This is a genomic window from Janthinobacterium sp. J1-1, assembly GCF_030944405.1.
GTDB lineage: Bacteria > Pseudomonadota > Gammaproteobacteria > Burkholderiales > Burkholderiaceae_D > Janthinobacterium.
Genome location: NZ_CP132339.1, coordinates 6,394,074 through 6,415,174, shown reverse-complemented (window position 1 = coordinate 6,415,174; position 21,101 = coordinate 6,394,074). Strand labels below are relative to the sequence as shown.

The following is a 21,101-nucleotide window of genomic DNA, read 5'->3' as shown; positions in this document are numbered from 1 at the left end:
CTTGAACCCGCTACGGTTTGCGCCGCGGCGGGTTTTTTTATGGTTGCTCGGAAAGTCGCCGCGCCCAGGCCGGTATTGCCCGCCGCCAGAAGTCATCGAGGCTGCCGGTCTGCACATCGAGACCCAGGAAGCGCGCAGCCGGCAGCAGGGCCGACGCGAGCAACTCTTGCGCCGGCGTGCCCGTATCGAAGGCCAGTGCCCCCGTTTGCTTCGACAGTTTTTCGCCCAGCGCATTATTGACAACAGGCACATGCAAAAATCGTGGATGCGGCAAGTTCAAGACGTCCTGCAGATACAGCTGGCGCGGCGTCGAATCGAGCAAATCCGCCCCGCGCACGATATCGGTGATGCCCTGTTCGCCGTCATCGACCACCACCGCCAGTTGATACGCCCAATAGCCATCGCCACGCAGCACGATAAAATCGCCCACCTCGCTGGCCAAGTCCTGCCGCACCTCGCCATGCCAGCGGTCCACAAAGCCGTACACAGCCGCATCGCCATCGGGCACCCGTAGTCGCAGCCCGCGGGCTTCCTTGCCCGGCGCCAGGCCATGGCGGCAAGTACCCGGATACACCGCCGCGCCATTCCTGGCCACGCCCGCCTGCAGCACCGAATCCTGTATCTCCTTGCGCGAACAGCCGCAGGCATACACCAGACCGTCACCCTGCAGCCGCGTCAAAGCCGCCTCATACAACGGCAGCCGCCGGCTCTGCCAAGTCGCCTCGCCATCCCACGCCATGCCGCAGCGCTGCAGGGACGCCAGGATGGCCGCATCGGCACCATCCACATTGCGGTCATAGTCCAGGTCCTCGATGCGCAGCAGCCATGTTCCCTGATGCACCTTGGCATCAAGATAGCTGGCCATGGCGGCCACGAGCGAGCCCATGTGCAAGGGACCGGAGGGGGAGGGGGCGAAGCGGCCGATGTAGGGGGCGGGAGCGGTGAAGTAGGACATGGTGGTGAGAGATGCTGGTGCTGTGTTGCTCGGGGTGGGAGCTTGGAGACAGCGGCAAGTATCGGGCAGGGCGCTGGGCAAGTCAAATGCTGACCCGTTTTTGATGTGATCTAATTGATAATCAGATGCGTAAAATTATCTTCAATATATGAAATTTCTTCCCTGCAATAATGCGGATCATTTAATTCTCTGAAATGTAGCTCCTTGTCGAATTGGGTTATTCTGAACTTGTTACTTGGCAGTGCTACAACACTCCCCTTTTCTGGCCAGTCTGAGCAATTCAATGTGATCAATGAATTTCCCAAGGAAATTTCATGCAGAAGGCATATTTTTAATTTTTCGGGTAGTTTCTTTAATAAAATAACCCATCCTATCTCATTCTATTTTGGGAAAAAACAATCACTATTCTTTATGAGTTCTATTATCCGTTGCTGTGCTTGTATAGATTTATTGATATTGATTAATGGTTTTGAAGTATCATTTTTTCTCGACATGATGAGTTGATCCTCGGGGTATTTTTTTTATACTGCAAGATTATGCATGAGGAAGATACTTTTATATCATGATGTACGATAATTCTTCCCCATGGGAATTGGAATACTATTTCTGATAGCCCTTTAATTTTTCCGGGATTACCACACTGTTTTTGAATTTTTTTGACGAGCGATGACTCACTGATGCCGTTGCCGAAAGAATTATTTTCAAAATAGTATATCGTGACATAATCTATTTTTGAGAAGGTTTCTTTTAAGGAAATCATCTCAACGACATGCTCGTCTACCCATCCGTTGATATCAAAAATAAAAATTCCAGGCTCAGGTGTTCTGGGTTTGATAAGGAATGTGTTGATAATTCTGTTCTTGACATCGTTTGCTGTAGTTTTTTTCGATAATGCAATATCTCCATTGATGCGCAACAATCCATTGATAAAATCAAAAGCATAAATTGGAATTTTAAATTTTTTCATTTTTATCATGCATAATTTTTATTGATGTATTTTCATGTAATTATTGCATTGGTTTAGCACGGTTCGTAGAGGCAAATATTATTCCCCATAGGATCTTCCAAGTTTAAAAAACTTGCGTAGGGCACCTCTAGGTAATCGATGAAAAAAGCAGTTTTTTCCAGTCGTTCCTTGAGCGTGCCAATATTTTTCGTTGGTAAGGTGAATAGATTGATTGTCCCACCTTTTGCACCTACGCGAGTTGCCTGCTCAATGCTTGACGGATGTATGAATTCTATCGAGAATTTTTTGTTGTACTCGTGCGCCATTGTTAGCCGGCGGCTGGTTCCTGAATCAAACTGAATAATACTATCCATCGTAACAAAAAATCCAAGATGATCAATGTAGAATTTTTTTGCTTCGTCAAAATTTAGGCAAAGTATTCCCATATTGATGGAATCTGAAGTATGAAATTTTTTCATGGATCAATGTTATTCCTGGTTGATAAGTGTCAATATAAAATAATTTATGAATCCATCAGTTTGTCGATATCGATATGTTCGAACGGTAAAGTTGGCGTTGCAAGTTGTCGGAGGATCGTCAGATGTACATCCAGATTTATTTTGGCTAGATTTTCAAGTAGCACTTTTCCACCAAGTACTAACGCTGGCTCAAAACCGAATATTTCGTCTGCTGCGAGTGGGCCGAGAATGGCGATAGCACGCTCGAAAAGCGGTTGGCCTCCTTCGTCCAAAAAGTAAAAACTTTTTGGTTCAATCGAGGAAAAAAAACAACGAATGGAAAAATTCAAATCTTCTTTTCCTTTCGGTTTTAATTCCTTGGGGAGAACAAATATTTTATTAAGTGGACATGCCACCGTAACGTTTTGTCCTGTTTTTTCGCCACATGCATAAAGATAGCCAAATGCAGACCTTGCAATGACATGGAATGCATCAAGCTGTTCCAGCTGGGTATTTTCCAGCCATTCATCCAGCAAATCTTCATACTCATCGGGATCGACTGTCCAAAAAAGTCCATTTGCGTATCCGCACCATCCTTCTTCCTCCCAGTACCTCAGTAGCTGATCAGGCAATTTTCCGCGCCACTTTTCAATGCTCGTCGCAGGTACCTCAACGCGTTGTGTTGCCTCTCCAAATGCATCTATGAATACTTCAAAATCCTCATCTCTCATCGCATAATCCTTCCACGGCAAGGTTCCAGTTTGACGTTCATTTTTTGATCTCCACGGCCATCCTCGATTGCTCTTTTGGCTTCAGAGTCCATTCCGGATACTCTATTATTTTGATTCCAGCTAGCGCCAATTGACGAATTTACATCGGCGCGCCCTATTCCTAAAGTTTTCGCGCGCATCCAGCCGCCTGCCACCATGTCAGGGTCATGTAGTGCTGCAAGCTTACCCATCACTGCTTCAGTACGAATAATCCCTTCTTTCTTTGCATCGGCTGCACTCATACCTTTCTTGCGTAAACTCTTAATAATATTCATCCTGATATTCGCGGTAGCTTGGTTTCTGACCTCCGCTTGTGCCATGTCCGCAACTGGATTACGATTCACGGCCTTGAAGGCATCCCTAGCATCCTTGTATTGGCTGGCAGTTAAGCTATTGATTGCATCCTCCTGCTGCTTGAGCTGCTTGGCCATTTCCTTTAAATATGCCTTTTGATCGGACTGGCTCATCCGCATGAATTTCTTCTTGTCGAAGGGATGGAAGCACGGCACTTTATGCTCGCGGGTCTTGATCGTCACTTCCTTTTTCGGCTTTCTCGCACTGGAGGCGGCTTCCCGCGCCTTATCTGCCGCCTCTTTTGCCTCCCGCGCTTCCTTGGCGGCCTTGGCCTCTTTTGCTATTCTGGCCGCCTCTTCCGCTTTCCTGGCCGCCTTGAGTACTTCTTCCGCCTCATGCGCCCCCTTGACGACCCTGGCGGCCGTTCCCGTACCCTTGGCGATCCCTGCCGCGCCTTTGGCCACCTTGCCCACCGTCGTGACTACCTTGCCACCCGGAATCATGCTGGCGGCGGCAAGGCCGGCTTCGACAAATTCACCCTCGGCCGTGTAGATGGCCGCGTCCAGGGCGCCCGTCACGACGGACAAGCCGGGAACAAAACTCGCCACGCCCAGCACGCCATGTACCCAAGGGCTGGACTTCTGCCACATGGACTGTTCTGGCTCGGTTTCCGGCATCAGCGGCGGATTCGCGCCGCCACCTTTCGGGTCGATGTGTGTTGCCGATGGCGGCGCCTGTTCCAGGATCACCCCCTTGGTGGTCATGGTAGTCCAATCCGTATCGTGTTGGCGAAGTGGCGGGCCACATCGTCGACGCTTCTCAATCTGATGCTTGACCGCGCAGCGACACTGTCGTGATCGAAAACCATGCTTAGCTCGCCAGATTCATATCGCACTCGTCGCCATGACGCACGACGAGCTTCTTCTCCACGCGTACGGAAGTCGCACTTTCCGTGGCGCGTACTTTGCCCTTGTTGACACCCGACTTCATGCCGCCGCCCGTGCCCGCTTCGTTGCCGGTGACGGTGGTCACCACGCTGTCGTCGAGCAGGAATACCGGATCGCGATTGAAGAAAACGGTCTTGGCTACCGCAACGCTGTTATTCAGGTCGCCGACGATGGGGTAGGGCACCGGCACCATGCTGGAACCCATCGGGGTTTTGCATACGTCCGGCAGCAGGCTGACGACCATGAAGATGCTGTTCTTGCGGGCACCGGTGGGCATGCTCTGGTCTCCAGTCAGTGGGCTGGCGCTGGCGTGTCGGCCGTGGCGCGCATCGCCGATGCGTCGTGGGTGGAAATCATGCGCGCTTCCATCACCCGCACCGGTGGCTCAGCCGCCAACGTCGCGCGCCAGATGCAGACGACCTGGACGGAGAACGCGGCAGGCGGTGATTCAGGGACCGCTTCGATCAGCAAGGTGTCGAGCCTGGCCGCCAATTCACCGAGCTGGCCATCGGCAAACCGCAGCAGCACGAAAGGCAAATGACCCGGCAAGCAAAAGGCAAGGCGGGTGTTGCCATTGCCGTCGCGGCTTGCGCCTGGCGTTTTCGGCGGGCACATGTTGTACAGGGTGACGTTCTCGTCACCGTCCAGATGGGGGTATATCTGTTGATCTTCGGGGGCGCCATTCCAGTAGCGAAAATCGAAATCAAACGGCAGGCAAGGGTGGCGTTCATCGAGCCATGCCTGGTCGTAGGTGCCGGCCAACGGCAACCGTGGTTGCCAGGCGCGACCTAGCGCGCCGAAGCCGGCAGGGACGTGAGCATGGAACGGTGCATGCGGGCGCATCCGGTCGTGCGGATAAGTCAGCTGCGGTGCGACGATCCGCTTGCTGCGGATGGCATTCAGATACCAGCGCTCCATCCAGCCGCGGCCGACGGGATTGCCGAGGTGCACGCTATGCGCGAGCGGCGCACCGGCTTGGGTCGCAGCCGCAGGCAGGCGATGTCGCTTCGGCACCCGTCTTGCATCGGTGCTGTCCGCGTTAACCTTGTTCTCGCCGCCGTAGCTGAGTTCATAACGCAAGGGCAGGGCCTGAATCGGCCTCGCCCGCGTCAGACGCCATGCATGCAGTGTGAAGCCGCTCAATAGCCGCAACAGACGGGGACGATAGCGCCACAGACGCGGTCCGCTGACCAGCAGGTTTTTCGACAGCACCACCGCTTCTGTCTGTGCTTGCCGCTGGGCTGCGTTGCACCGCCTGGACCAATCGGCCAGTTGTGCCGCAGACGGCGGCGTGAACTGATTCATGCCATGCGGCCGTGGCGGCAGGTCGGGGACGATGGCGGCGCGTTGAATTTCGATGCCGGCCAGGAACTGTTCCAATGCCCGGCCTCCTGGCGCATAGGCATGGGCATTGACGATCACGTCGGTACAAGGCTTGTACGGCGCAAAATCAGACTCCTGGCGCACGCTGGAAAGATTGGCCTCGCCGTAATACACGTCGCTGGCCAGCAGCGGCGTTTGTTCTTGCGCGAACGCCAGCGTACCGTCCGGCTGCAAGGTCAAGGTCAGGCGCATCACGACCGTGTGAAAACGGATATCGCGCTGGTCCAGCGCATCGAAGGCAATCGCGGGGAAGGGTGTCAGGTTGCGAAATTCCATGACGGCCCCGCTTCAGTTGACATCCACGTCATGACCGAGAATCTGCAATGGCCCGCTCGCCTCGATACTGATCTGGGTACCATTCAGAAAGATCTTGCCGTCCGACTTCATCAGCAATGCGGCGCTTCCTACCGTGATTTCCAGTTCCTCGCCAGCGATCAGATGCACTTTCTTGCCGACACGGGTGGTCTGGTTCAGGCCGACCACGGTGTGCATGCCCAGTCCGATATTCAAGCTGTAGCCGAGGCCGACATTTTCCATGCGGCCCATGCCCACGTTCTGCAGATAGGCCATGTCGATCGTCTCGGTCTTCGTCTTGCTGACGCGTACCGACCAGTTTTTCTGAATGTAATCCTTGGCATTCTTGTAGACGGTTTTCGAGCGGTTGCCGCCGATGGTGATCGTTTCGTGCTGGTCGACCTGCTCGGTACGGTTGTTGTGTATCGAAATGGTCTCGTCCCGCCCCACCGTCTCGGTCCGGTCGCGCCTGACCTGCACGGTTTCATCGCGGTCGACGGTCTTGCGGCGGTCGTTGCCGACCCACTGCGCTTCATCGTGTTCGACCTCGATGCGCTGGTCTTTTTCGGCGTGCAGCCAGAGTTCTTCCGCCCCTTTGCGGTCCTCGAAGCGCAGCGCGTTGGCGTGCGAGGTGGTGCCGCTTTTCGATGAACGGCTCAGCATGCCGCTCTGGGTCTTGTTGGCGGGCAGGTCCCAGGGCGGCATATTGCGGGCGTTGTAGACGCAGCCGATGATGATGGGCATGGAGACATTGCCGTCCAAAAATTGCACCACCACTTCCATGCCGACCCGGGGCAGGCTGATGTGGCCGAAGTTGGCGCCGGCCCAGCTCGAGACGACCCTGATCCAGGGCGAGCTCTTGTCGTCGAAGGTGCCGAGGCGATCCCAGTGGAACTGCACCTTGACCCGGCCATAGCCGTCGGTATGGATCTCCTCGCCGGGCGGGCCGACCACGGTGGCCGTTTGCACGCCGGCCATGCGCACCTCGTGGCTGTGGAAATGGCGGCCCGGGCGCCAGGGCGTATCGCGCGGCAGGCAGGTAAAACTGTTGCTGTAGTGCGAGGTGGCGTTGCGGCCCTGCTGGTAGTTATTGCTGGCGTGATGGTGCACGGAAATGATCAGGTATTCGGTGGCCGCCTTGCCCGCGCCGCCATCGAAATGGCCGCTGAGGGTGAACCAGCGGCCCGGCTGGGCCGTGCGGTCGTTGCCTTGCGCCTGGTACAACTGGCCCTGGGCGTCGATCTCCTCCATGCGCCGCCTGGCCAGCAGTTCGCCATCGTCGATATTTTTAAAGCCGTAGCTGCCCGTGTTTTCATACACTTCCAGCTGCGGCACGGCGCCTTGCCGGTTCAGCGAGTCGCCGCTGGCGCGGGCGCTGCGCGGGTTCTTGAAGTTGAAGCTGGCGACCGTCATCTTGCCCGGCGCCATGCGCCGCACCGGGCTCCAGTCGTGCACGCCATCGTCTTCCAGGCTGCCGGCCTGGTGCTGGAAAGGCATGCTGCTGATCTCGCCATCGATGGGCTGGCCGCTGGTGGTATCGTCGGACAGCCACAGCGTATGGCCGTCGCGCCGGTGTTCGTAGCGGTAGTGCCAGCCCAGCTGTTCCCAGTGGCGGTGCAGCAGGTTGTGGTCGCTTTCGCGGTACTGGCAGATATACGTGATGAGCGGGTCGGGGCCGCCGGCGGCCAGCTTGTAGTCGCGCATCAGGTAGTCGTTGAAGACCAGTTCCGTCAGGTCCGCCACCGTCTTGCCGTGGAAGGCCACGTTGTTGTGGCGCAAGCGCAAATGGCTGAGCCAGGGTTCCAGCACTATCTCGTAAAAGGCGAAGCCGCCGTCGGTGCGCAGGAAGCGGAACTCGAACACATGGCCATTGAAGTAGCGCAGGCTGCCGTCTTCGCGCACCAGTTCGATGCTGACCATCTTGCCCATCAGCGCCGTCAGCGGGATGGACGCGTTATCGGACAGCACTTCCACCACATAGGAAAAATCGCGCGACAGGCTTTCGCTGGCGTCGAGCGCATTGGCCAGCAGCAAGGTGCCGTTTGGTGCGTCGCCTTGCGGAAAGTGCAGCCGCAGCAGGCGGTCGCCCTGCATGTCGCCAAGCAATGCTGTCAAGCGTTCAGCCGCGTCCTGGACCAGGTTCATGCTTGCCTCTTGATGTACGGGTGTGGGGGCCGGAGCGCCGACTGTAGCAATGGCAAGCACAGCCGTTTTGAGCGGACGCAAGTGTCATGCATCGAGATCCAGCGCGGCCATCAGGTGCATGCGGTAGTGCATGTCGTCGCGATGCGTGCCGGGCTGGCAATGGCCGAGAAAGCTGTCGCAGCCCAGGCCCGCCTGCGCGCCGTCCAGAGTCACGCCATGCACCGCATCGGCGTGTAGCAGCAGGACTACGTCGTAGCGCAACAGCGGTTGGCCGAACAGCCTGAGCATGGCTTGCAGCCGCACGCTGGCGGCGGCGCCCGGCAGGAAGCCGGCGTGCTGCGCCGCGCTCAAGGGACCGATGCGCAAGCGCAACGCCAGCTCCGGCCGAAGGCAGCGCTCACCCAGCATGGCGCGCTGGCCCAGCATCGCATTGGCGCCACCGAGCGCCGTCTGTTCGCGCGGCGCCAGCAATTCCATCATGCCCGTGTTTTCCACGATCTCGCAGGGCACGCCGAAGTGGTCGCCGAGGATGCGCGCCATCACCAGCGACGACACATTGCTTTGCTGCAGCAGGCCGCTGTACAGGCCGATGATGTCGGGCGGCATGCCGATGGCATCGTGCGATGCGCCCGCCAGCGCCAGCAGGCAGGGCAGCAAGGTGGTGTGCACGGGGGCGTGCTCGATCCGGTATTTTTCCCAGGCCTGGTAGAACAGGGCCACGGCGCGGCTGGAGAAGATGTCGAGAAAGGCGCGCGTACCGGCATCGGCTTCGCCGGCGATCCGCTCCGAATAATGGCTGGGCAGGCTGCCGTGCATGCCCAGGAAACCCATGAAGGTGGGCGTCAGGTGGATCTTCGGCGCATCACTCGACAGCACCGCCTGCAGCAACTGTTGCGCGTCATGCAGGCCGGCCGCCGACAGCGATTCGATCTGGCCGGCCGGAAACGTCATCGACACGCTGTTGTCGAAGCGCACCAGGTTGGCCAGCGCATCGGCGGGCGGCATGCCGTGTGCGTGCAGCCAGCCCAGCAGCAGGCGCAGCGCCTGGCAGCAGTCGAAGCGCTGCGGCGCGTCCAGCAATTGCTGGATCAGGCTGGCGTGCTGTCGGCGTAGCGGGCTGGGCATCGTACGAGTTCCTCGCCACTGCGCTGCGACACCAGCGACAAGCGGCTGAAGCAGTTGAGCTGGCTGTTCATGGCGAAATAGCGCTGGAGTACTTGGGCGAACACATGCAGGCTGCTGCCGACAAAAGCCTGCTCGTCGAGCCCCAGGCGTATCGCCACGCCCGGCATCAGGGTAGGGAAGGGCAGCGTGTCGATCCAGTCGCGCGTGCTGCCATGCTCCAGGCTGGTGATGCCGTCGATCAGCCGCTGCGTGGCGGGTGAGCGGGGCAGGTCGTACAGGCTGAGCATTTTCTGGAACGGCGCCAGGCCCGCCTGCGTCAGGGCCGAATAATTCAGGGACAGGTGCGCGATCAGGCGCCAGTGCGCGCCGTTGCCGGTATCGAATCGGTGGCTGGTGGTCGGTTTGCGCAGGAAGCGGATCGGCATGCCGTCAGGAACTTCTTCGGCTTTCAGGTCGCCGCCCGGCAAGCCATAGGGCAGGCGGCTGGGCAGGTCGCGGTTGCTGCACAGCAGTTCGGTCGAGACGGTGGCAAACGCGGCTGACTCGGCCGAGAACTGCGGATCGATCAGGGTCAGCCGTACTTCATGGCCGGGGCTGACGGCCGCCACGGTCTCGTCGCGCCGCGCCAGCCAGTAGTGGCCCAGGTCGCCGCTACGCGCGTCATGGAGGGGCAGGAAGGAGGTCAATCGCTCGCCGGCCGCGTCCTTGCGCAACATGGTGACGCTGGCGATGCTGTAGATATCGTAGCTGCCGGCATGGGTGGCGTCGGCCAGCAGGGCCGCATCGGCTTCGGTGTGCGTGAGGCGGATCGGCACGCCCGGCTTGGCGAACAGATTGACCACCGGCGTGCAGCCGGGCAGCAGGTTACCGGCATGCACGCCGGCCAGCAGGCGCGCCGCATGGCTGTCGCTGCGCAGGTTTTTGAGCGGCAAGTGCAAGGTGAACTGCTGCGTGTTTTTGGGTAACAGTGCCGCCAGCAGCGGCCAGGCGATATCGACAAAATGGAATTTGTCGGGAAAGGCAAAATATTCGGTCAGCAGGCGCTGCGCCGGATGCGCGCGGGGCGAGCACGGGATCAGGGCTTCCTGATCGGTATAACCGGCCGGCCGCAAGACGTCACCTTCGACGGCCAGCCAAGGGCCGTGCTGGTCCAGCGCCACATAGGCGCCCGCGCCACGCAGGAACAGCGCGTCGAGCAGGGCCGCGCGCAAGGAGGCTTCGCCATCGGCAAACACGCGCAGCTGCTGCAAGCCTGTTTGCTGCAGATCAAAATGTTCGCTGGTGCTGGCAAACACGATGCTGAGCAGGGCGCTGGCGACATCCTGCAGGACCAGCCCGGGCGGCGCGTCGATGATCGCTGAAAAACGCAGCTGCGTGATGGCCAGCGGCGCGATGGTCACGTCGAAGCTGGTGGTGAATTTGCAGGCCACGCCCTGCACCGGCGGCGAGCGCAGCACGGTGCCGCGCGCGATGGTGGCGACCTGGCCTGCCGCTTGTGCTTCGTCCTGGGCGATGCGGACGATAGCGCACGAGGGAAACGGCCGCAAGTAATGCGGGTACAGCGTTTCCAGCAGCGACTCGGTGAACTGCGGATAGTCGTCGTCGAGGCGCTTGGCGATGCGCGCCGTGAGCAGGGCGAAGGACTGGATCAACCGTTCGACATGCGGGTCCTCGCAGCTGTCGCCGGCGATCAGCAGGCGGCCGGCGGCTCGCGGAAAACGGCTGGAAAATTCACGCGTGTACTGGCGAAACAAGCCTAGTTCGCGTTCGTAATACGGCAGGAGCTGTTCCACGATCGCCTTCTTTGCCAGCTGGAAAGCTCCATGCTGGCATCAGAGGCGATCGTCGATATTGACTTAAGGCAATGCAGCTTAGAAATGGTACTCGGCGCGTACCATCGGCGTCTTCGCCGTCTGTCCTTTGTTGCCCGTGGTGGCGGCCGAGTTGCCGAACTTGTTCTTCCAGTACTGGTACTCGACGCCGACGCGGAAGGTGTTCTTGGCGTTGCCCATGGCCGCGCCCACGTCGAACATCACCTGCATGTCGATATTCGTTTCGACCGCCGTATCGCGGCCCACTTCATCCTTGCCCTTGGCATCGATCAGGTTGAAAAAACCTTCGAACGAGAACAGCGGCGACAGCGGAATGCCCCAGGCGCCCGTCAGCATCGCGTGGGTTTTGTAGGTGTAGCGGCCGGTGACCAGCGAGACGGGCGGGAAGGCGCCGCTGGGGGCATTGCTTTCACGCAGCAGCAGCAGGCTGGTGTTGAAGAAGCCGGGCACGTCCCACATCAGGGTCGGGCCGGCCACCAGCATGCGCTTGCGCGAGTTGTAGCCGACATCGTTCTTGGTGTTGACATCGAAGCCCAGCGTGACGCCCACGCCGCGCACGGGGCCGAACTTGATGTCGCTGCCGCGCACCTTGCCGATATCGATGGTGTTGCGGTAGACCAGGTACGCTTCCTGCGCGCCGGAAGTCTTGCCCAGGGCGCCAGGGTCCTTGCTGTCGGACATCAGGAAGTCGAGGTTGACGAAGTTGCTGCCGTATTTGTAGCCGCTGGCATGGGTGATGGCAAAGATGTTTTTCTTGATGTCATCGGGGTTGAACGGCTCGCGATAATCATTGCCGGCGCGCCAGCTCAGCGCGGTGTCGCTCCAGTCGGCGGCGTGGGCGGTGGCGCCCAGTCCGAAGGTGGCGGCGAGGCACAGGCACGGCAACAGACACGATGTAAATTTAGGCAATTTGAACTCCTGGTAGCGATGTTAAAAAATGGTAGTTATCTGGCAAAGCGCGATGACGTGAGGCATAAGGCATACGATGCGGCGCAATGTCGACAACTTGCGCTCCGTTCAATCCATGATGCGAGAACCGCCACGTCCGGCGATATGTATTATTGAGATAATGACTATTGGTTCTTGCATATAATCATCGCACCAACGTGGCGCTCCGGGGCGCGGGGCTGTGGTAGAGGGGGCAATATTTTTTCAAAAACACGCATGGGTGTTGTTTTTTTGTAGAAACGTCAAGTTCCCCCTGCAAACCCGTCCACATCAAGCGCGCGGATGCCGATACGATAGATGGCAATGGCGCACTGCGATGCGGTGCGCCTGCTATCCGATCAACGTTGGGCAAGCGCCTGCACCAGGCAGAAAATACAGATGACGGCACGTTTGGAACTCATCAATATCAGCAAGCGCTACCCGTCCGTGGTGGCCAACGACGGCATCCATCTCACCGTCGAACCGGGCCAGATCCACGCCGTGCTCGGCGAAAATGGCGCTGGCAAATCGACCATGATGAAAATCATTTACGGCGCCGTACAACCCGATGGCGGCCAGATGGCCTGGAATGGCCGCGAGGTCGAAATCGCCAACCCGTCGGCCGCCCGCGCGCTGGGCATCGCCATGGTGTTCCAGCATTTTTCGCTGTTCGATACGCTCACGGTCACGGAAAACATCGCGCTCGGCTTGCCGGCCGACACCGACCTGGCGGCACTGGCGCAGCGCATCGAGGAAACCGCGCGCGAATATGGCCTGGAGCTGGAACCGCAGCGCCATGTGCATACCTTGTCGGTGGGCGAATGCCAGCGGGTGGAAATCGTGCGTGCGCTGCTGGCCAAGCCGCAGTTGCTGATCCTCGACGAGCCCACTTCCGTGCTGACCCCGGCTGCCGTCGAAAAGCTGTTCGACACCTTGCGCCTGCTGGCCGCGCAGGGCTGCAGCATTCTGTACATCAGCCACAAACTCGATGAAATCCGCGCGCTGTGCCACACCTGCACGGTGGTGCGCGCAGGCAAGAACGTCGGCGTCTGCGATCCGTCGCAGGAGACTTCGGCCAGCCTGTCGCGCATGATGATCGGCGCCGAACCACCGGCCGTCACGTGCCAGGCCAGCGCGCCGGGTGCGGCCATGCTGAGCGTGAAGAATTTGAATTTGCCCAAAAGCCATCCGTTCGCCACCGAACTGCGCGATGTCAGTTTCACGGTGCGCGCGGGCGAGATCGTCGGCATCGCCGGCGTGTCGGGCAATGGCCAGCAGGAGCTATTGGCCGCGCTGTCGGGCGAGGATACGCGCGCGGTCCCCGGCGCCATCGAACTGGGCAATGTAGCGGCCGGACGCCTGTCGCCCGGCAAGCGCCGCGCACTGGGTTTCGGCTTTGTGCCGGAGGAACGGCTGGGCAGGGGCGCCGTGCCGGACATGTCGCTGGCCGACAATATTCTGCTGAGCCTGCAGACGCCGGCCACGATACGCCACGGCTTCCTGCGCCGCCACGCCATCGTGCAACGGGCAAGCGAGATTATCGCCCGCTTCCAGGTGAAAGCGGGCGGGCCGCAGGCGCTGGCGCGCAGCCTGTCGGGTGGCAATCTGCAGAAATATATCGTCGGACGCGAAGTGCTGCGCCAGCCCACGGTGCTGGTGGTGGCGCAGCCGACCTGGGGCGTGGACGTGGGCGCCGCCGCCCAGATCCGCGCCGAGCTGCTGGCGCTGCGCGACGCCGGCTGTGCCTTGTTGGTGGTGTCAGAGGAGCTGGACGAATTGTTTGAAATCAGTGACCGATTATTGGTGATGGCGAAAGGGAAATTGTCGCCTTCGCTGGCCGTCAAAGACGCCAGCGTGACCCTGGTGGGGGAATGGATGAGCGGCTTGTGGCCGCAGGCGCAGGAGGCGGCGCATGGTTAAGCTGGCCTTTTACCTGGAAGCACGGCCGACGCCGTCGCGGCTGATGTCGTGGCTGTCGCCGGTGCTGGCGGTGCTGCTGACGGTGTTGTGCGGCGCGCTGCTGTTTACGGCGCTGGGCAAGGACCCGGTGGCGGGCCTGGCCGTGTTCTTTGTCGAACCGATGCGCGATCTGCATGGCTGGTCCGAGCTGGGCATCAAGGTCGCGCCGCTGCTGCTGATCGCGGTCGGCCTGGCGATGTGCTTTCGCGCCAATGTCTACAATATCGGCGCCGAAGGACAGCTGACCCTGGGCGCCATCTGCGGCGGCGCGACCGCGCTGTATTTCGATACGGGCGATGGCGGCGTTGGTATGCATGGCACCGGCATTATCGCGATGTCCCTGCTGGCCGGCATGGCCGGCGGCATGGCGTGGGCCGGGCTGACGGCCTGGCTGCGCGACCGCTACAACGCCAGCGAAATCCTGGTGTCCTTGATGCTGGTGTATATCGCGCAATTGCTGCTCAGCTACCTGGTGTATGGCGTGCTGCGCGACCCCGAAGGTTTTAACTTTCCGCAATCGAAACTGTTGTCCGACGGCTTGCTGCTGCCGACCATCCTGGCGGACACGCGCCTGCATGTCGGCATCGTGTTCGCCTTGCTGGCCTCGCTGGGCGGCTGGCTGTTCTTGTCGAAAAGCATCTCCGGTTTCCGCCTGCGGGTGGGCGGCATGGCGCCGGCCGCGGCGCGCTATGCGGGCTTTTCCTCGCGCAAGGCGCTGTGGTCGTCGCTGCTGATCTGCGGGGCCTTGTCCGGCCTGGCCGGCGTGTGCGAAGTGCTGGGGCCGATGGGGCAGCTGACCCCGACAGTCTCGCCCGGCTATGGCTTTGCCGCGATTATCGTCGCCTTTGTCGGCCGCCTGCATCCGGTGGGCGTACTCTTTTCCAGCTTCGTCATGGCCCTGTTCTATATCGGCGGCGAACTGGCGCAGTCGCGCCTGGGCCTGCCCAGCGCGATCACCGGTGTGTTCCAGGGTATCTTGCTGTTCGCCTTGCTGGCCTGTGACGTGCTGATCCAATACAAACTGCACTGGAGAAAATAATGGACAACCTTGCACTCACTCTGGCGCCGCTGATTGCCGCCAGCATCAATGCCGGCACGCCGCTGATGCTGGCCGCGCTCGGCTTGCTGGTCAATGAAAAAGCGGGCGTGGTCAACCTGGGCGCCGAAGGCATGATGCTGGTCTCCGCCATTACCGGCTTTGCCGTGGCCGTCAATACGGGCAGCGCCACGCTGGGCTTTATTGCCGGCGCGGCGGCCAGCATGGTGCTGTCGGGCTTTTTTGCCTGGCTGACGGTGTGGCTCGGCACCAACCAGTATGCGACGGGGCTGGCGCTGTCGCTGTTCGGCGCCGGCGCCTCGACCTATATCGGCCTGAACTACGTGGCCCACAGCCTGCGGAACGGCCGCTTCGGCATACCGTTGCTGGAAGATATCCCTTTCGTCGGGCCGGCCCTGTTCCGCCAGCATCCGATGGTGTACCTGTCGCTGCTGCTGTGCGCGGCCATCGCCTGGTTTTTGTACCGCACGCGCGCCGGCCTGGTGCTGCGCGCGGTGGGCGAGTCGCCATCGTCGGCCCATGCGCTGGGCTATCCGGTGCGCCGCATCCGTCTGGCGGCGGTGCTGTTCGGCGGCGCCTGCTGCGGCCTGGCCGGCGCCTTCTTGTCGCTGGTCTACACGCCGCTGTGGGTCGAGGGCATGGTCGCCGGACGCGGCTGGATTGCGCTGGCCCTGACCACCTTTGCCACCTGGCGCCCGGCGCGCGTGGTCGGTGGCGCCTATCTGTTTGGCGGCATCACCATCCTGACCTTCCATGCGCAGGCGATCGGCGTGCCCATCGCCTCGCAGCTGCTGTCGATGCTGCCCTATCTGGCGGCGATCGTGGTGCTGGTGCTCATTTCAAGCAATGCCAACTATATCAAGCTCAATATGCCGGCCTCGCTGGGAAAAAACTTCAATCCAGGTAATTAATCACTCACCACAAGGAAAACCATGTCCATCATGACCCATAAAATGCTGCGTGCCGCACTGTGCGGTGTCGTACTGATGCCGGCCGTTGCCATGGCCGCCGCCGCGCCGGCCGCTGCGCCATTGAATATCGGCTTCGTGTATATCAGCCCCATCGGCGACGCCGGCTGGACTACCCAGCACGATATCGCCCGCAAGGAAATGGAAAAGGCGCTGGGCAGCAAGATCACCACCAAGTATGTGGAAAACGTGCCGGAAAGCGCCGATGCCGAGCGCGTCATCCGCGACCTGGCGCAGACCGGCAGCAAGCTGGTGATCACCACCTCGTTCGGCTACATGAATCCGACCCTGAAGGTGGCCAAGCAGTTTCCGAACGTAAAATTCATCCACCTGACCGGCTACAAGACGGCCGTCAACGTGGCCAATACCAATGCGCGCTTCTATGAAGGCCGCTACCTGGCCGGCGTGCTGGCGGCCAAGATGAGCAAGTCGCATGTGGCCGGCTACGTGGCGGCATTTCCGATTCCGGAAGTGCTGCAGGGCGTGAACGCCTTTACGCGCGGCATGCGCAGCGTCGATCCGAAAGCGGAAGTGAAAGTGGTGTGGGTCAACAGCTGGTTCGATCCGGGCAAGGAGCGCGATGCCGCCATCACCCTGATCGGCCAGGGCGCCGACGTGATCACCCATCACACGGACTCGACCGCCGTGGTGCAGGCCGCCGAAGAAAAGGGCAAGTATGCGATCGCCTACCATTCGGACATGAAGAAATATGGCCCGAAAGCGCAGCTGGCCGCCGTCACCCACCACTGGGGCGCGTACTACACCAAACAGGCGCAGGCCGTGATCGATGGCACCTGGAAGACCAGCAGCACCTGGGGCGGCATCAAGGACGGCATGGTCAAGCTGGAGGGTATCAACAACAGCGTGCCGGCCGAGGTGAAACAATTCGTGGCGGCGCGCGAGAAAGAACTGGTGGCCGGCACCCTCAATCCGTTCACCGGACCGATCAAGGATAACGACGGCAAGGTGCGCCTGGAGAAGGGCGTGCTGGACGATACGGCCTTGTCGAAAATGGATTATTTTGTCGAAGGCGTGGCTGGAAAGGTTTCCGGCAAGTAACACAAACTTGATGTAGTATTGCCGGTACGATCCACGCAGCAGAGCCCGCAGGGCCGTACCGGAGACAGACATGGACAGACTCGACGTATTCAAGATCATCGCGCAGCAGGCCAGCAAGGGCGAGCTGACGTTTCCCGCCAACGTCAAGGCGACGCTGAAACTGCAGGAAGCGCTGGACGATCCCGATTGCCATATTGAGACGGCGGCCCATATGGTGATGGCCGAGCCGCTGCTGTCGGCGCGCGTGGTGGCGCTGGCCAATTCGGCCGCCTACAACCGTTCCGGCAATGAAATCGCCAATGTGCGCGCGGCCGTGTCGCGGCTGGGTTTTGCCACCCTGAAGTCGATGGTGGCGTCCGTCATCGTGCGCCAGCTGGGCAGCCAGATTACCGATCCGCAACTGCGCGCCAAGACGGCCAGGCTGTGGGAACACACGGCCCATGTGGCCGCGCTGAGCCAGGTGCTGGCCAAGAAGGTCACGCATGTCGATCCTGAAACGGCCATGTTCGCCGCCATCGTGCATGAGGTGGGCGGCTTTTATCTGCTGTCGCGTGCCGAGGAATATCCGGGCCTGCTCGACAGCAATACCGAAGACTGGCTCGAATACGGTGAAAAGCTGATCGGCCGCGGCGTGCTGCGCCAGCTCGAAGTGCCGGACCAGGTGCTGCAGGCGGTGGAAGGCCTGTGGCATGGCGGCGGCCCGTTCCCGCCGCGTACCCTGGGCGCCACCCTGGTGCTGGCCAACGACCTCGCGCCCGTCGCTTCGCCCTTGCATCCGCCGGAAGTGGCCGAGCGGCGCCGCGCGGCGGCCCTGATCGACTTCGGCACCGGTGGCTCTACCCTGCATACCATCCTCGAGGAATCGGCCGAAGAGATCGAATCGCTGGCGGCTGCTTTGCTTGTGTAGTCTTTGCTGGTGTAATATTTTCCCTGTGTCACATGCAATCGCCGGCGCGGCTATCCGCCGCCCGGTTTTTTTTCGTCCTCTTATCCGAAGGATCTCATGCAGAAACTGTTTTCATCGCTGGCCGCCACCAGCCTCGCCACCGGCCTGGTGCTGGCGTTTCCCGTTCACGCCGCCAGCAACTTGCCGGTGGTGCAGGAAGCGCCGCTGCGCGCCCACCTGGCCTTCCTGTCCGATGACTTGCTCGAAGGCCGGGGTACCGGCCAGCGCGGCGCCGACCTGACGGTGGCTTACCTGGAAAGCCAGGCGCGCCTGATCGGCTTGCAGCCGGTGCGCGGCAACAGTTTTCGCCAGAGCGTGCAGATCGCCGGCGTGAAATCGCTGCCAAAGGACAGTTCGCTGCAGGCCGTGGCTGGCGACGGCAAGGCCGTGCCGCTGGCGTTTGGTCCGGACTGGGTCTGGGCCACCGGCGACTCCGTGCCGGCACATGCGTTTGATGCGCCGCTGGTGTTTGCCGGCTATGGCGTGACGGCGCCGGAAGAGGGCTGGAACGACTTCAAGGGGATCAATGTGAAAGGCAAGATCATCGTCGTGATGGTCAACGACCCGCAGCCCACCGAAGCCGAGCCGAACCGCTTTGCCGGCAAGGCGCTGACGTATTATGGCCGCTGGACCTACAAGTTCGAAGAGGCCAAACGCCAGGGCGCGGCCGGCGTGCTGCTGATCCATACGAAACCGTCGGCATCGTACGACTGGAACGTGGTGCAGAGCAGCTGGAGCGGCAGCGAGCGTTTCCAATTGGCTGATCGCACCGCTGGTACGCCCTTGCAGGGCTGGATCACGGAAGGCGCGGCGCGCCGGCTGTTTGCGGCCGGCGGCCAGGACCTGGACACGCTGCGCGCCAAGGCCGAAAGCAAGGATTTCCAGGCCGTCGCCCTGAACGTCAAATTGACGGGTGAAATGAAGTCCGCCGTGCGCAAGGTGGAGCAGTTCAATATCGCCGGCATGGTGCCGGGCACGGATGCAAAACTGAAGGACGAGGCCGTGATCTACAGCGGCCACTGGGATCACCTGGGCAAACAAGGTGATGTGAAAGCCGGCGTCGACATCATCTACAACGGCGCCGTCGACAATGCTTCGGGCACGGCGGGCCTGCTGGCGATGGCGCAGGAAGCGGTGAAAAAGCCGGCCAAGCGCACGCAGATTTTCCTGTGGGTGGCGGCCGAAGAGCAGGGTTTGCTGGGCAGTGCCGCGTATGCGGCCGACCCTTTATGGCCCTTGAACAAGACGGCGGCCGCGCTGAACCTGGACAGCCTCAATTTCGTCGGCGCCACGCGCGACATGGGCGCCCAGGGCGGCGAGCGCACGGAGCTGGGCAGCATTGCCGCCACGGTGGCCAAAGCCATGGGCCTGCAGATCGCCGCGGCGCGTCCGGACCTGGCCGGTGGATACTTTCGCAGCGACCACTTCAGCTTTGCCAAGGCCGGCGTACCGGCGTTTTCCATCAATGGCGGACGCGATTACGTGAAGGACCCGGAAGCGTCCAAAGCCAAGGCCGCCGCCTATGGCCCGCGCTATCATCAGGTGACCGATGAGTACGACGCCAGCTGGGATCTGTCGGGCATGACGCAGCAGGCGCAATTCACCCTGAACCTGGGGCAGGCCGTGGCCAATGGTGCCAAGATGCCGGCGTGGAAGGCCGGTGATGCGTTTGGCAAGGCGCGCGAGTAGGTCATTTGTCAGGCCCGTTCCAGCCGCCGTTGATCCATGCGGTACTTGCTCCACACCAGCAGCATCAGCAGCGGCATGGCGCCGCCCACCGCGCACAGCGCCAGCCAGCCGCCGGCGGCAAAGCTGGCGCTGGCCAGCGCCGAGCCGGCCGAGGCGCCGATAAAACCGGCCGCGATAAAGACGGTGGTGACCCTGGCGCGCGCCTGCGGCGCCAGTTTGTAGATGATGGACTGGTGCGTCACTTGCAGGCCCATCACGCCCATGTCCAGCAGCACGATGCCGATCAGCAGCAAGGTCAACGATTGCGCGCCGAAGCCGATCAGGGCCCAGCCGGCGATCGACGCCACCGCCAGCAGCCAGGTTGCTTGCCGCGCATAGCCGCGGTCAGCCATGCGGCCGGCCGTATTGGCGGCCAGCGCGCCGGTGGCGCCGGCCAGGCCGAACAGGCCGATCTGCATTTCCGAATAATGATACGGCGCGCCGCTCAGTAAAAAAGTCAGGCCGGTCCAGAACACGCTGAAAGTGCCCAGGCCCAGGCCGGAGAACAGCGCGCGCTGGCGCAGCAGCGGTTCCTGGCGGATGATCTCCAGCAGCGAGGCCATCAGCTTGCCATACTGCAGCTTGCCGCGCGGCGCTTCGTTGGGCAGGATGCGGCGCAGCATGACCAGCAAAGCGGCCACCACGACGGCGGCCAGCACATACACGGCGCGCCAGCCACCGCTGAGTTGCGCCACCGTACCGGACACCGTGCGCGCCAGCAAGATCCCCAGCAGCAAGCCCGTCATCACGGTGCCCACCATGCGGCCCCGGCTATGGTCGGGCGCATACGAGGCCACCATGGCGGTCACCACCATCAGGGCACTGGCGGTAATGCCCATCAGCACGCTGGCGATCGCAAACACGACGATGTTCTGGCTGGTGGCGGCCAGCAGCAGCGCCGCGATCTTGGCGAGCAACATCCAGCTCAGGAGTTTGCGACGGTTCAGCACGTCGCTGAGCGGCACCAGGAACACGATGCCCAGCACATAGCCGATCTGCGTGGCGGTCACCAGATACCCGGCCTGCGTCACGCCCACGCCGAAGGAGGCGGCCAGCATCGAAGTCAAGGGCTGGACGTAGTACAGGCTGGCCACCAGCACGCCGGCCGACAGGGCGAACAGCAGGATGCGGGTGGAGGTGAGCAGGGCGCTGGCGTTGATGGGAGAAGGGGACGATGACATGCGTTGCGGCTTTCGAATCATGCTTTTGGATCAGCATCATAACGGTGCAGCATTTTTCTTGCCGAGCAAGACCAAAAAAATCCCGGCGGTCCATGCGGACGACCGGGAAAAGGGTATACGTTGGAGT

General features: G+C 60.8%; 18 protein-coding genes. 6 read left to right on the top strand and 12 right to left on the bottom strand.

All coding sequences use genetic code 11. From position 1 onward, the window contains the following. Nucleotides 1–37 precede the first annotated feature (37 nt). The 11 genes from gluQRS to Q8L25_RS29280 form a co-directional block, all read right to left on the bottom strand. Complete coding sequence (gluQRS, locus tag Q8L25_RS29330) at nt 38–955, bottom strand: tRNA glutamyl-Q(34) synthetase GluQRS (protein ID WP_308922742.1); 918 nt, start codon at nt 953–955, stop codon at nt 38–40. 460 nt (nt 956–1,415) lie between these two features. Beyond that, nucleotides 1,416–1,922, bottom strand: coding sequence for a hypothetical protein (locus tag Q8L25_RS29325; protein WP_308922741.1), 507 nt, complete (start codon nt 1,920–1,922; stop codon nt 1,416–1,418). 53 nt (nt 1,923–1,975) lie between these two features. Next, nucleotides 1,976–2,380 carry a hypothetical protein gene (locus Q8L25_RS29320; protein WP_308922740.1) on the bottom strand — a complete coding sequence of 135 codons (405 nt, stop codon included), beginning with the start codon at nt 2,378–2,380 and terminating at the stop codon, nt 1,976–1,978. Nucleotides 2,381–2,424: 44 nt separating this feature from the next. Continuing rightward, nucleotides 2,425–3,090, bottom strand: a complete 666-nt coding sequence (locus Q8L25_RS29315) for a GAD-like domain-containing protein (protein WP_308922739.1) — start codon at nt 3,088–3,090, stop codon at nt 2,425–2,427. Beyond that, nucleotides 3,087–4,187: a polymorphic toxin type 15 domain-containing protein gene (locus Q8L25_RS29310; protein WP_308922738.1), complete on the bottom strand. Its 1,101-nt coding sequence runs from the start codon at nt 4,185–4,187 to the stop codon at nt 3,087–3,089. Before Q8L25_RS29310 ends, Q8L25_RS29315 begins: the two co-directional genes overlap by 4 nt. 106 nt (nt 4,188–4,293) lie before the next feature. Beyond that, a complete protein-coding gene (locus Q8L25_RS29305) occupies nt 4,294–4,647 on the bottom strand; it encodes a DUF4150 domain-containing protein (RefSeq protein WP_308922737.1) in 354 nt (117 codons plus the stop codon). Between the two features lie 14 nt (nt 4,648–4,661). Next, nucleotides 4,662–6,029 (bottom strand): DUF2169 domain-containing protein, encoded by a 1,368-nt coding sequence (locus Q8L25_RS29300; RefSeq protein ID WP_308922736.1) that lies wholly within the window; start codon nt 6,027–6,029, stop codon nt 4,662–4,664. 12 nt (nt 6,030–6,041) lie between these two features. Next, entirely contained in the window at nt 6,042–8,192 is a 2,151-nt protein-coding gene (locus Q8L25_RS29295) for a type VI secretion system tip protein TssI/VgrG (protein ID WP_308922735.1), read from the bottom strand. 84 nt (nt 8,193–8,276) lie between these two features. After that, entirely contained in the window at nt 8,277–9,317 is a 1,041-nt protein-coding gene (gene tssG, locus Q8L25_RS29290; RefSeq protein ID WP_308922734.1) for a type VI secretion system baseplate subunit TssG, read from the bottom strand. Beyond that, nucleotides 9,281–11,110: a type VI secretion system baseplate subunit TssF gene (tssF, locus tag Q8L25_RS29285; RefSeq protein ID WP_308922733.1), complete on the bottom strand. Its 1,830-nt coding sequence runs from the start codon at nt 11,108–11,110 to the stop codon at nt 9,281–9,283. The genes tssG and tssF overlap by 37 nt, the downstream gene beginning before the upstream one ends. A gap of 78 nt (nt 11,111–11,188) precedes the next feature. Next, complete coding sequence (locus Q8L25_RS29280; protein ID WP_374694215.1) at nt 11,189–12,058, bottom strand: outer envelope protein; 870 nt, start codon at nt 12,056–12,058, stop codon at nt 11,189–11,191. Between the two features lie 417 nt (nt 12,059–12,475). On the opposite strand from Q8L25_RS29280, the gene Q8L25_RS29275 reads away from it, so the two are divergent. From Q8L25_RS29275 to Q8L25_RS29250, 6 genes are all read left to right on the top strand, one after another. Beyond that, on the top strand, nt 12,476–13,996 hold the full coding sequence (locus tag Q8L25_RS29275; RefSeq protein ID WP_308922732.1) for an ABC transporter ATP-binding protein: 1,521 nt from the start codon (nt 12,476–12,478) through the stop codon (nt 13,994–13,996). Beyond that, nucleotides 13,989–15,074, top strand: a complete 1,086-nt coding sequence (locus Q8L25_RS29270; RefSeq protein ID WP_308922731.1) for an ABC transporter permease — start codon at nt 13,989–13,991, stop codon at nt 15,072–15,074. Before Q8L25_RS29275 ends, Q8L25_RS29270 begins: the two co-directional genes overlap by 8 nt. Then, complete coding sequence (locus Q8L25_RS29265) at nt 15,074–16,003, top strand: ABC transporter permease (RefSeq protein WP_308922730.1); 930 nt, start codon at nt 15,074–15,076, stop codon at nt 16,001–16,003. The genes Q8L25_RS29270 and Q8L25_RS29265 overlap by 1 nt, the downstream gene beginning before the upstream one ends. 30 nt (nt 16,004–16,033) lie before the next feature. Further along, on the top strand, nt 16,034–17,119 hold the full coding sequence (locus Q8L25_RS29260; protein WP_308925822.1) for a BMP family ABC transporter substrate-binding protein: 1,086 nt from the start codon (nt 16,034–16,036) through the stop codon (nt 17,117–17,119). Between the two features lie 70 nt (nt 17,120–17,189). After that, complete coding sequence (locus tag Q8L25_RS29255) at nt 17,190–18,026, top strand: HDOD domain-containing protein (RefSeq protein ID WP_308922729.1); 837 nt, start codon at nt 17,190–17,192, stop codon at nt 18,024–18,026. A 96-nt stretch (nt 18,027–18,122) separates the two neighbouring features. Next, complete coding sequence (locus Q8L25_RS29250; protein WP_308922728.1) at nt 18,123–19,754, top strand: M28 family peptidase; 1,632 nt, start codon at nt 18,123–18,125, stop codon at nt 19,752–19,754. A gap of 8 nt (nt 19,755–19,762) precedes the next feature. Here Q8L25_RS29250 and Q8L25_RS29245 read toward each other — a convergent pair whose 3' ends face one another. Continuing rightward, complete coding sequence (locus tag Q8L25_RS29245; RefSeq protein ID WP_308922727.1) at nt 19,763–20,974, bottom strand: MFS transporter; 1,212 nt, start codon at nt 20,972–20,974, stop codon at nt 19,763–19,765. Nucleotides 20,975–21,101: the final 127 nt, after the last annotated feature.

What these genes read in the sequence shown, in the direction of transcription:
- Q8L25_RS29270 (WP_308922731.1), top strand. Translation starts at nt 13,989, where the DNA reads ATGGTTAAGCTGGCCTTTTACCTGGAAGCACGGCCGACGCCGTCGCGG.
- Q8L25_RS29320 (WP_308922740.1), bottom strand. Translation starts at nt 2,380, where the DNA reads ATGAAAAAATTTCATACTTCAGATTCCATCAATATGGGAATACTTTGC.
- Q8L25_RS29260 (WP_308925822.1), top strand. Translation starts at nt 16,034, where the DNA reads ATGACCCATAAAATGCTGCGTGCCGCACTGTGCGGTGTCGTACTGATG.
- Q8L25_RS29295 (WP_308922735.1), bottom strand. Translation starts at nt 8,192, where the DNA reads ATGAACCTGGTCCAGGACGCGGCTGAACGCTTGACAGCATTGCTTGGC.
- Q8L25_RS29305 (WP_308922737.1), bottom strand. Translation starts at nt 4,647, where the DNA reads ATGCCCACCGGTGCCCGCAAGAACAGCATCTTCATGGTCGTCAGCCTG.
- Q8L25_RS29310 (WP_308922738.1), bottom strand. Translation starts at nt 4,187, where the DNA reads ATGACCACCAAGGGGGTGATCCTGGAACAGGCGCCGCCATCGGCAACA.
- Q8L25_RS29255 (WP_308922729.1), top strand. Translation starts at nt 17,190, where the DNA reads ATGGACAGACTCGACGTATTCAAGATCATCGCGCAGCAGGCCAGCAAG.
- Q8L25_RS29275 (WP_308922732.1), top strand. Translation starts at nt 12,476, where the DNA reads ATGACGGCACGTTTGGAACTCATCAATATCAGCAAGCGCTACCCGTCC.
- tssG (WP_308922734.1), bottom strand. Translation starts at nt 9,317, where the DNA reads ATGCCCAGCCCGCTACGCCGACAGCACGCCAGCCTGATCCAGCAATTG.
- Q8L25_RS29300 (WP_308922736.1), bottom strand. Translation starts at nt 6,029, where the DNA reads ATGGAATTTCGCAACCTGACACCCTTCCCCGCGATTGCCTTCGATGCG.
- Q8L25_RS29325 (WP_308922741.1), bottom strand. Translation starts at nt 1,922, where the DNA reads ATGAAAAAATTTAAAATTCCAATTTATGCTTTTGATTTTATCAATGGA.
- Q8L25_RS29250 (WP_308922728.1), top strand. Translation starts at nt 18,123, where the DNA reads ATGCAGAAACTGTTTTCATCGCTGGCCGCCACCAGCCTCGCCACCGGC.
- gluQRS (WP_308922742.1), bottom strand. Translation starts at nt 955, where the DNA reads ATGTCCTACTTCACCGCTCCCGCCCCCTACATCGGCCGCTTCGCCCCC.
- Q8L25_RS29315 (WP_308922739.1), bottom strand. Translation starts at nt 3,090, where the DNA reads ATGAGAGATGAGGATTTTGAAGTATTCATAGATGCATTTGGAGAGGCA.
- Q8L25_RS29245 (WP_308922727.1), bottom strand. Translation starts at nt 20,974, where the DNA reads ATGTCATCGTCCCCTTCTCCCATCAACGCCAGCGCCCTGCTCACCTCC.
- Q8L25_RS29265 (WP_308922730.1), top strand. Translation starts at nt 15,074, where the DNA reads ATGGACAACCTTGCACTCACTCTGGCGCCGCTGATTGCCGCCAGCATC.